The organism is Pseudoalteromonas sp. NFXS53 (assembly GCF_056629255.1).
In genome coordinates this window covers 1-9,069 of record NZ_JBWVBR010000038.1, presented here as the reverse complement: position 1 = coordinate 9,069, position 9,069 = coordinate 1, and the positions used below count along the sequence as shown (strand labels likewise).

The following is a 9,069-nucleotide window of genomic DNA, read 5'->3' as shown; positions in this document are numbered from 1 at the left end:
GACGCGTAGCTCAGCTGGATAGAGTACCTGGCTACGAACCAGGCGGTCGGAGGTTCGAATCCTCCCGCGTCCGCCACATCAAACTTTGATGTGAGAAATAACCGACGATAGTCGGTTTTTTTATGCCTGAAATTTAGACTTTGCTCGGGTTTAGCTAATTAGAATGTCGGAGGTTCACTCTCCATAAAGCAAGTCCCGCGTCCGCCACATTAAACTATTGATGTGAGAAATAACCATTGAGCGTCGGTTTTTTATGCCTAAAATTTAGATCTTACTCTGATTTAGCTAGCCAGCTGTCGAAGGTTCACTCTCCACAAAGCAAGTCCCGCGTCCGCCACATTAAACTATTGATGTGAGAAATAACCATTGAACGTCGGTTTTTTTATGCCTAAAATTTAGAGCTTACTCTGTTTTAGCTAGCCAGCTGTCGAAGGTTCACTCTCCATAAAGTAAGTCCCGCATCCGCCACATCAAACCAATTGATGTGAGAAATAACCATTGAGCGTCGTTTTTTTATGCCTGAAATTTTGATCTTACTCCGTTTTAGCTAACCAGACGGTCAGAGGTTTACTCTTAATCAAGTATTCCCACCTCTGCAGTAGCCAATTTGCTTTTCGTCGGAAAGCTTACAGCTCTTTAGAGTAGAGTACAGCGTTATGCTGACCTTGCTCATCTTGATGAATGAAATGCTTTACATAGTGCATACCAAGCTTCTTCATAATATTGATAGAGCCTAAGTTGCCTTCAAGGGCCTCTGCAGAAAATGAAGTATATGCTTTGTCAGTCGCAAGGTTGTTGGCAATATGTTGGGCGGCTTCCGTTGCATAGCCCTTGCCCCAACTTATTTGTTTAAAGCGCCAGCCCAGCTCTAAATTACAGTCGTTACGTTGTTCTGTAAAAAAGCCCATCGGACGGACTAATACCCAACCAATGAACAGACCCTCTTCAAGGGTATTCACTTGCCATAAACCCCAACCTTTTTCTAAATTTGTGAACTGCTCTAAACGAGGGATAAAAACCCCTCTAATTGTCTCCATTGAATTAGGCTTACCATCCGTTAAATATTTCATGACCGCAGGATCTTGGTCTAGTTCGAATAGTAAATCGGCATCATTTTCACTCATGAGTCGATAGCTTAATCTTTTCGAGTTTTGCATCTTCATTTGAGTTCCTTACTGCTTTTATGAGTTTAGTTGATTACAATATTAGGCTTATAACCTAAGGGGTATTAGTGAAAAATTCAGTATTAGTTCTACGTCAAAAGCAAATTGCTGCGGCCAAGCGAGAGTTTAAAGCGCGAGGTTCAAAATTATCCCGCTGTGAAGCTTGTTTGCTTTCTGAACATTTGTGCATCTGTGACAACCTTCAAGTTGCCGAGGATTGTCAAAGCGCAGTGTGTCTATTAATGTATCACAATGAAAGTTTTAAGCCCTCAAATACGGGTCGTTTAATCGCAGATGTGGTGCCTGATAATTATGCTTTTCGTTGGGATAGGACTGAGCCAGATGAGGCACTGTTATCGCTTCTAAAAGATCCAAGCTATCAGCCAATTGTCGTCTTCCCCGCTGATAGCGCAGAGCCAGAACGTGTTATTACTAAAGTTGAACGTGTTGAGTCTAAAAAGCCATTATTTATTTTTTTAGATGGAACATGGCGTGAAGCGAAAAAAATGTTTAGAAAGAGTGAATATTTAGATGCTTTCCCTGTGCTTTCTGTGTCCCCAGACTCTCTATCAGATTATAAACTCAGAGTTGCTCCGCATGCTCATCAGCTAGGTACAGCAGAAGTTGCGTGTGTTGTCTTAGCTGAAGCTGGAGAGTGCTCTGCTGCAGAAAAACTAACAGCCCACTTTATTGATTTTAGAGATGCATACTTAAAGGGAAAAAGAAGTTTAAGTTAAACTCAGAACCCTTAAACGAAGAAACGCGGCTCTATGAGCCGCGTTGACGGAATCTTCTAAGCGTCCTGCTTTGGTTTTGAGCTGATCAACTCCATACAATCAATGTCCTTTCACTCGCTCTCTATGATTAAGCGAGTACTACTTCCTGTAGTGTCCTGCATTGGCTTTATGCCAAACATCCATATGCCCTTATCCGAGCTTCCTGCCGTTATCCATAACAAATCTGGCCGCCATGGCTCCATTAAATCCTATATACATCCTGTATGGCTCACCTTGAGCGCTCATCCTGTTGTTCCATAAGTTAATTAAACCGTATTTGGCAATAATTAACTATTACAGTCCATTACACGTCATGTGATTTACAGCCGTCACTGGCTTCCTGAAAGATGATTAAAGTTTAATGGAATAGCGAAGTTAAAAAAGATTAAGAATTTATTTATTTCGAGAGCTGAATAGATAATAAAGTTTCAAACTCATGATAAATAATGACTAATTTTCTAGTTGTTGTTTTGTTGAGCTGCGTTTTACTTCAAAGCGACACCTAAAGTGAGAGATCTCTTACATAATCAATTGCTAATTAGACGTTAATAGAAAATCAAGTTACAGTTTTTAATCAGTAAAAGGGTGTACTTTAGAAATAGAATAGTTAAAATTAGTTGATAATAATTATTGTTTGGCTTTGGAGGCCTTATGAAAAAAGCATTGGCTATTCTACTCTCAACTGTCACGTGTTTGCCTGCTATGGCAGCCGAAGAAATCAACATTTATTCTTTCCGTCAGCCTTTTCTAATTCAGCCTATTCTTGATGATTTTACCAAGCAAACTGGCATTAAAACGAATGTGGTTTTTGCAAAAAAAGGGCTAATTGAAAGAGTTAAGCGTGAAGGTAAGCATAGCCGTGCTGATGTTGTTTTAACATCTAACTTTAGTGCTTTAATGCAGTTAGAGTCGATGGATCTAACGCAGCCGATTAAGAGCGATGTTGTGACCAAAAATGTACCTGCAAGCTTTCGCGACCCAGAAGGTCAGTGGGTTGCACTGACCAAGCGTGTTCGTAATGTCTATTCGTCAAAAGAGCGCTTAGGAAAATTAGATGCGTTAACTTATGAAGAATTGGCTGATGTAAAGTATAAAGGCAAAATTTGTACTCGCTCTGGTAAGCACCCTTATAATTTAGGGCTAGTTGCATCTATGGTCGCGCATCATGGTGAAGCGGAGACTAAATCATGGCTTGAAGGGGTTAAAGCAAATTTAGCAAGAAAACCACAAGGTAATGACAGAGCGCAAGTTAAAGCCGTGAAAGAGGGCTTATGTGATCTTGCATTGGGTAATAGCTATTACTTTGGCAAGATGCTGCAAGATGAAAAGCAAAAGCCATGGGCTGATTCTGTTTATATCAACTTCCCGAACCAAACAAATCGAGGCGCTCACTTAAATGTTTCGGGTGTTGTGCTAACGAAATATTCGAAAAATAAAGAAAACGCCTTGAAACTTATCGAGTTTATGACGGACAATAAGGCGCAAAATATGTATGCGTCAATGAATATGGAATATCCAGTTAAACCAGGTGTGGCGCTTTCTGAACTTGTGGCATCTTGGGGTGAGTTTAAGGAAGACAACTTACCATTGTCAGAAATTAGTAAATACCGTCCTTTAGCACTTAAGCTAATCGATGAGGTAAAATTTGATCTTTAATGCAATCATTACTTTCTCTGTCTAAATGGCAGGTTTTTGCTTGGCTGATAGGCGCTTGCTTATCAGCACCACTGGCATTTTTAATCTTCGAGTCGCTGCAAGGCGACTCTGATGTTTTTACCCACCTGTGGGATACGGTGCTTTGGGATTATATTTATAATACCCTTGTCCTCATTTCGGGTGTGCTCTTCTTAAGTTGTTTGATTGCTTTACCACTTGGCTGGTTAACCGCTTATTGTCAATTTCCAGGCAAAAAATACTTCGAATGGGCGTTAATGTTACCTTTGGCAATGCCTACCTACATTATTGCTTACGTTTACACTGATTTATTTGATTACGCTGGGCCTGTACAAATTGCTTTAAGAGAGTGGTTTGGATGGCAATCACCAGATGATTATTGGTTCTTTGATATTCGAACATTAGGTGGTGCAATCGTGATGATTGCATTGGTTTTATATCCTTACCTCTACCTTATTTTTAAAACTGCTTTGCGCGAGCAGTCATTTAAGTTATTACAAGCTAGTCAGCTAATGGGTATGAGCCCACTTCAAAGCTTCTTCAAGGTCAGTTTACCTCTTGCAAGAGGCGCGATTGTTGCTGCACTTGCTTTGATCAGCATGGAAACCATGGCAGACTTTGCCACAGTGCATTATTTTGCTGTCAGCACACTTACAACGGCTGTTTATGACATTTGGCTCGGCTATTACTCGTTGACTGCGGCTGCGAAAATTTCTGGGATCATGTTGTTGTTCTTATTTGTGGCTATTACATTAGAGAAGATCAGCCGTAAAAACACCACTGTGCATGAAAGGCAAAGTGCCGTAAACGACACGCATTTATATGCTCTATCAGGCAAGTACGCATGGTTTGCCAGTATCTATTGTATTGTGGTGTTGTTTTTTGCTTTTGCCTTACCGGTTGGTGTGCTCGTCAGTTATTCAATAGATTATTTCGACCAAGCATGGAACTCTGAGTTTTTCTTATATGCTTGGCAAAGCTTGAAGATCTCTTTATGGGTGAGTGTCATCGCAATCGCTTTAAGTATTATCGTGTTGTTTTACCAACGTATCGGCGAACAAAAAACCAAGGCGTTGCCTGGGCGTGTATCAAGCACAGGTTATGCATTACCAGGAACAGTATTAGCGATTGCGGTTTTACTGCCGCTGACTTTACTGGATACAAAACTAAATGACTGGTTAGAAGGCACCGGATTTGAACCTGGGCTACTATTTAGCGGTACTATTTTTGCCATGGTATTTGCGTATGTGGTGCGTTTTTATGCCATTGCACAGGGGGCTGTGGAAGCTAGCTATGTACGAATTAGTCCGTCGCTTGATATGGCAAGCCAAAGTATGGGTAAAAACTTTGCGCAAATGCTCAGTAGTGTGCATATCCCACTTTTACGGGGGGGGATTTTAACTGCTGGGTTATTGGTGTTTATCGAATGTATGAAAGAGCTTCCAGCTGCCTTATTGCTTCGTCCGTTCAATTTTGAAACCTTGGCAACCCATGTTTTCCAATATGTCAGTGACGAGCAGTTAGAGCTTGCGTCCATCTCGGCATTATTTATTGTTCTTGTTGGCTTAGTGCCTTTGTATTTTGTTAATCGCTCAATGGAGCAGCACAATTCATGAGTAGTTTGTCTTTAAAAAACTTAAGCTATCAATATGATGGCCAAAAAGTGATTGAAAATTTAGATTTAGAAGTCGCCGAAAATGAAATTGTTTGCTTATTGGGGGCCAGTGGCTGTGGAAAAACAACCACTTTAAAAGCCGTGGCAGGTTTATTAACGCCTCAGCAAGGTCAAATTGTTATTCATGGTAAAACCATGAGTGACAACACGCAGTTTACAGCGCCGCAGCATCGTAATATTGGCATGATGTTTCAGGATTATGCGTTATTTCCTCATTTAACCGTTGCCCAAAATATCGCGTTTGGCTTAAGTAAGCTTAGTAAGGCTGACAAACAAGTACGTGTAAATGAAATGCTGGAGCTTGTGCATTTATCTGAATTTGCTGAGCGTTATCCTCATGAGCTTTCAGGTGGTCAGCAACAACGCGTCGCCATTGCAAGAGCGCTTGCTTATAAACCTAACTTATTACTCCTTGATGAGCCTTTTTCGAATATTGATGCGCAAGTGCGCTTTCAACTTATCAATGACATTCGACAGATTATAAAAGATCAAAAGGTCTCAGCTATCTTTGTTAGCCACTCAAAAGAAGAGGCCTTTGCTTTTGCTGATAAACTGGCTGTAATGCATCAAGGTAAAATAGCTCAATTAGGTGATGCTAAAAGGCTATTTGAACAGCCAGCATGTAAAGAAGTCGCAGAATTTTTGGGGCAGGGTATTTATATTCCAGCCCAAGTTGAAGATAAACGAGAATTTACTACTTCATTTGGTAGATTTACTTCGACAAAAGTGTGTGAAAATGCGCAAGGTTCTGGACAAATTTATATTCGACCTGCTCATATACAGCTAGAAAATGGCGAGACGAATGACGTCGAAATCCTGCAGTCGCGCTTTATTGGTACTGAGTTTATTTATCAAATAAAAGTGGCAGAGCAAGTCATCGAAGTGCCAGTCGAAAGTGAACATGCTCTGAATATTAATGAGCCAGTGACTTTTAAAATTAAGCCACATGCGGTAAATTTCTTTTCATAGTCATTACTTATTATAACTTGGGGTGCCATGGCTCAGCCGCAGTCAGGAGTGTGTGCAGAGGCAAATCTGCATGGATTACATTTGTTTTTTAATGTACTCGATGGGCAAGATGAAGCCGTTAGAGCAGCATTAGGGCAATGTGAACGCTTACAATCAGAATTGAGCGACCGCTTCTCTGAATCTATGGTATCGAGCTTTGTAGCTATTGGTGCGCAGTATTGGCCACATATATATCCCGAGTGTATTCCTAAAGAGTTAAAAAGCTTCCCGCATATTCGCTCTCACGAGCATCTTATGCACACTCAGCCGTTTGATTTGTTGTATGTGATCCGCTCTGACAGAGAAGATGTGAACCACCTATTTGCTCAAAGTGTCAGGCATATGTTGGCGGGTAAAGTGGAATTGGTCGCACATATCCGTACTTTCCGATTCTTAGACGGTCGAGATTTTAACGGCTTTATTTATGGCGCTAATACGCCTCATGGACGTTTTAAGCGCCAAGTGGCTTTAGTTCATGACCCAGAAAGCTTTGAAGATCAAGGTAGCTACATTCATGTACAGCGAGTGAAGTTTGATCTAAACCGTTGGCAACAACTAAGCCTGAATGACCAAGAAGCCATTATGGGCCGCTCTCGTTTAGAGAATAAAAAGCTAGAACACGCCTTAACTAATAGCCATGCCGCATTAACTGAGCTTAAAAATGCAGACAACTTACCACTATTACTTGAGCAAAGTATGCCGTTTGGAGATGTCTTTGAGCAAGGGTCTTTGTGGGTGAGTTGTGCCGCAAAGGGGAATGCTTTCGAGCAGCTGTTAACGACTCGAGTAGGGAACGATCAGCATTACGATGCGTGGCTAGATTATTGTCAGGCCGATATGGGGGCTGCGTTTTTTGCGCCATCCGTGCAGTTTCTGCAAAACATGGCGCAAATAGCCGAAAGTTAAACGTTGTCGAATAAAGTTTTTACTTTCTCAAGTGTTACATCTATCTCAGAGATTTTAGCTGGTGCAATAAAGATAGTATCGTCACCAGCAATGGTACCTAATACGCCATCAGCAGTACCTAATGAGTCTAGTAAACGGGCAATCAGTTGAGCTGCACCTGGGCTGGTACGGATGATGATCATCATTTCATTGTGTATGATATCAATCACTAATTGTCTCAAAGGACTTTTAGCTGTTGGTACGCCCATCTCTGCCGGTAAGCAGTAAACCATTTCTTGTTTTGCATTACGAGTTCTTACCGCACCAAACTTACTCAGCATACGTGACACTTTACTTTGACTCACATTATCAAAGCCTTGATCTTTCAGGGCATCGACAATTTCACCCTGCGAGCCAAAGTTTTCTTCTTTTAATAGTGCTTTGAAGGCCTTTATCAGTGCTTCTTGCTTTTCGTTTGCTTGCATAATTGAACTCGTTTATTAAATATTACTTAGATTTTACACAATTCTGAATCCAGACCCAACTTTGCAATTAAAAAACAAAGTGAATTGATTGCAAGATTTGCTTAAGTGGTAGGGTATTTATAGAAACATAGGAATGAATATTTTGAAGTGTAAAGCGAGCTTGAACGCTGAAAGCAATATTTTACAACTATAGTCGAAAAAAACCTTAAAATAGCACCGATAAATTTGTTTTTACCTGCACTTTTCATTATCTTTACAGCACACACAATTCCACCTTCAAATTATGGAGAATTCCACATGAAAGTTGCTGTATTAGGTGCCGCTGGCGGTATCGGTCAAGCTCTATCTTTACTTCTTAAAAATGGCCTTCCTGCAGGTTCTGAGCTATCTCTATACGACGTAGCGCCAGTTGTTCCTGGTGTTGCTGTAGACCTATCTCACATCCCAACTGCAGTTAAAGTTGCAGGTTTTGGTGCAGATGATCTTGACGCAGCGCTAGCGGGTGCTGACATTGTTCTTATCCCAGCTGGTATGCCTCGTAAGCCAGGTATGGACCGTGCTGACCTTTTCAATGTTAACGCTGGTATCATCAAGACACTTGCTGAAGGTATCGTACGTAACTGTCCTAAAGCACTAGTTGGTGTTATCACTAACCCAGTAAACGGCACTGTACCAATCGTTGCTGAAGTATTCAAAAAAGCGGGTACTTATGAAGCATCACGTGTATTCGGTGTAACTACGCTAGACGTTATCCGTTCAGAAGCATTCGTTGCTGAACTGAAAGGTGTTGACGTATCTGAAGTTAAAGTACCAGTTATCGGTGGTCACTCAGGTACTACTATTCTTCCTCTACTTTCTCAAGTTGAAGGTGTTGAGTTCACTGAAGAAGAAGTTGCAGCACTAACTCCACGTATCCAAAACGCGGGTACTGAAGTTGTTAACGCGAAAGCGGGTGGCGGTTCAGCGACACTTTCAATGGGTGCAGCTGCAGCACGTTTCTGCTTCTCACTAGTTAAAGGTCTTCAAGGCGAGCAAAACGTTGTTGACTATGCATACGTTGCAGTTGAGAACGGTGATGCAGCATACTTCGCACACCCAGTACGCTTAGGTACTAACGGTGTTGAAGAAATTCTTTCTTACGGCGAGCTAAGCGCGTTCGAAGAGAAAGCGAAGAACGACATGCTAGAAACACTAAACAAAGATATCCAAGAAGGTATCGACTTCATGGCTGCGCAATAATCGCAATCTGAAAGTTCTAAAAACCCGCTTCGGCGGGTTTTTTTATGCCTGAAATTTGTTTGACATCACTATGCTGGTTTTAAACTCGAGAAGCTAGAAGCTAGAAGCTAGAAGCTAGAAGCTAGAAGCTAGAAGCTAGAAGCTAGAAGCTAGAAGCTAGAAGC

At 41.3% G+C, this 9,069-nt stretch carries 8 protein-coding genes; 6 read left to right on the top strand and 2 right to left on the bottom strand.

Features of this window, described 5'->3' with window-relative positions:
* Positions 1 to 626: 626 nt before the first annotated feature.
* Complete coding sequence (locus AC1HJP_RS21025) at positions 627 to 1,163, bottom strand: GNAT family N-acetyltransferase (protein ID WP_480363449.1); 537 nt, start codon at positions 1,161 to 1,163, stop codon at positions 627 to 629.
* A 68-nt stretch (positions 1,164 to 1,231) separates the two neighbouring features.
* Here AC1HJP_RS21025 and AC1HJP_RS21020 point away from each other — a divergent pair, with 68 nt between their 5' ends.
* From AC1HJP_RS21020 to AC1HJP_RS21000, 5 genes are all read left to right on the top strand, one after another.
* Positions 1,232 to 1,900, top strand: coding sequence for a tRNA-uridine aminocarboxypropyltransferase (locus AC1HJP_RS21020; protein ID WP_480363448.1), 669 nt, complete (start codon positions 1,232 to 1,234; stop codon positions 1,898 to 1,900).
* Between the two features lie 690 nt (positions 1,901 to 2,590).
* Positions 2,591 to 3,595: a Fe(3+) ABC transporter substrate-binding protein gene (locus AC1HJP_RS21015; RefSeq protein WP_480363447.1), complete on the top strand. Its 1,005-nt coding sequence runs from the start codon at positions 2,591 to 2,593 to the stop codon at positions 3,593 to 3,595.
* Positions 3,595 to 5,229, top strand: a complete 1,635-nt coding sequence (locus tag AC1HJP_RS21010) for an ABC transporter permease (protein WP_480363446.1) — start codon at positions 3,595 to 3,597, stop codon at positions 5,227 to 5,229. The genes AC1HJP_RS21015 and AC1HJP_RS21010 overlap by 1 nt, the downstream gene beginning before the upstream one ends.
* Positions 5,226 to 6,257 (top strand): ABC transporter ATP-binding protein, encoded by a 1,032-nt coding sequence (locus tag AC1HJP_RS21005; RefSeq protein ID WP_480363445.1) that lies wholly within the window; start codon positions 5,226 to 5,228, stop codon positions 6,255 to 6,257. Before AC1HJP_RS21010 ends, AC1HJP_RS21005 begins: the two co-directional genes overlap by 4 nt.
* Positions 6,258 to 6,284: 27 nt before the next feature.
* A complete protein-coding gene (locus AC1HJP_RS21000) occupies positions 6,285 to 7,202 on the top strand; it encodes a Dyp-type peroxidase (protein ID WP_480363444.1) in 918 nt (305 codons plus the stop codon).
* Here the strand turns inward: AC1HJP_RS21000 and argR are convergent.
* Positions 7,199 to 7,666 carry a transcriptional regulator ArgR gene (argR, locus tag AC1HJP_RS20995; protein WP_480363443.1) on the bottom strand — a complete coding sequence of 156 codons (468 nt, stop codon included), beginning with the start codon at positions 7,664 to 7,666 and terminating at the stop codon, positions 7,199 to 7,201. The genes AC1HJP_RS21000 and argR overlap by 4 nt on opposite strands.
* A gap of 297 nt (positions 7,667 to 7,963) precedes the next feature.
* On the opposite strand from argR, the gene mdh reads away from it, so the two are divergent.
* Positions 7,964 to 8,905, top strand: a complete 942-nt coding sequence (gene mdh / locus AC1HJP_RS20990) for a malate dehydrogenase (RefSeq protein WP_058030924.1) — start codon at positions 7,964 to 7,966, stop codon at positions 8,903 to 8,905.
* The last annotated feature ends 164 nt before the right edge of the window (positions 8,906 to 9,069 follow it).

What these genes read in the sequence shown, in the direction of transcription:
- AC1HJP_RS21025 (WP_480363449.1), bottom strand. Translation starts at nt 1,163, where the DNA reads ATGAAGATGCAAAACTCGAAAAGATTAAGCTATCGACTCATGAGTGAA.
- AC1HJP_RS21015 (WP_480363447.1), top strand. Translation starts at nt 2,591, where the DNA reads ATGAAAAAAGCATTGGCTATTCTACTCTCAACTGTCACGTGTTTGCCT.
- AC1HJP_RS21010 (WP_480363446.1), top strand. Translation starts at nt 3,595, where the DNA reads ATGCAATCATTACTTTCTCTGTCTAAATGGCAGGTTTTTGCTTGGCTG.
- AC1HJP_RS21005 (WP_480363445.1), top strand. Translation starts at nt 5,226, where the DNA reads ATGAGTAGTTTGTCTTTAAAAAACTTAAGCTATCAATATGATGGCCAA.
- AC1HJP_RS21000 (WP_480363444.1), top strand. Translation starts at nt 6,285, where the DNA reads ATGGCTCAGCCGCAGTCAGGAGTGTGTGCAGAGGCAAATCTGCATGGA.
- argR (WP_480363443.1), bottom strand. Translation starts at nt 7,666, where the DNA reads ATGCAAGCAAACGAAAAGCAAGAAGCACTGATAAAGGCCTTCAAAGCA.
- mdh (WP_058030924.1), top strand. Translation starts at nt 7,964, where the DNA reads ATGAAAGTTGCTGTATTAGGTGCCGCTGGCGGTATCGGTCAAGCTCTA.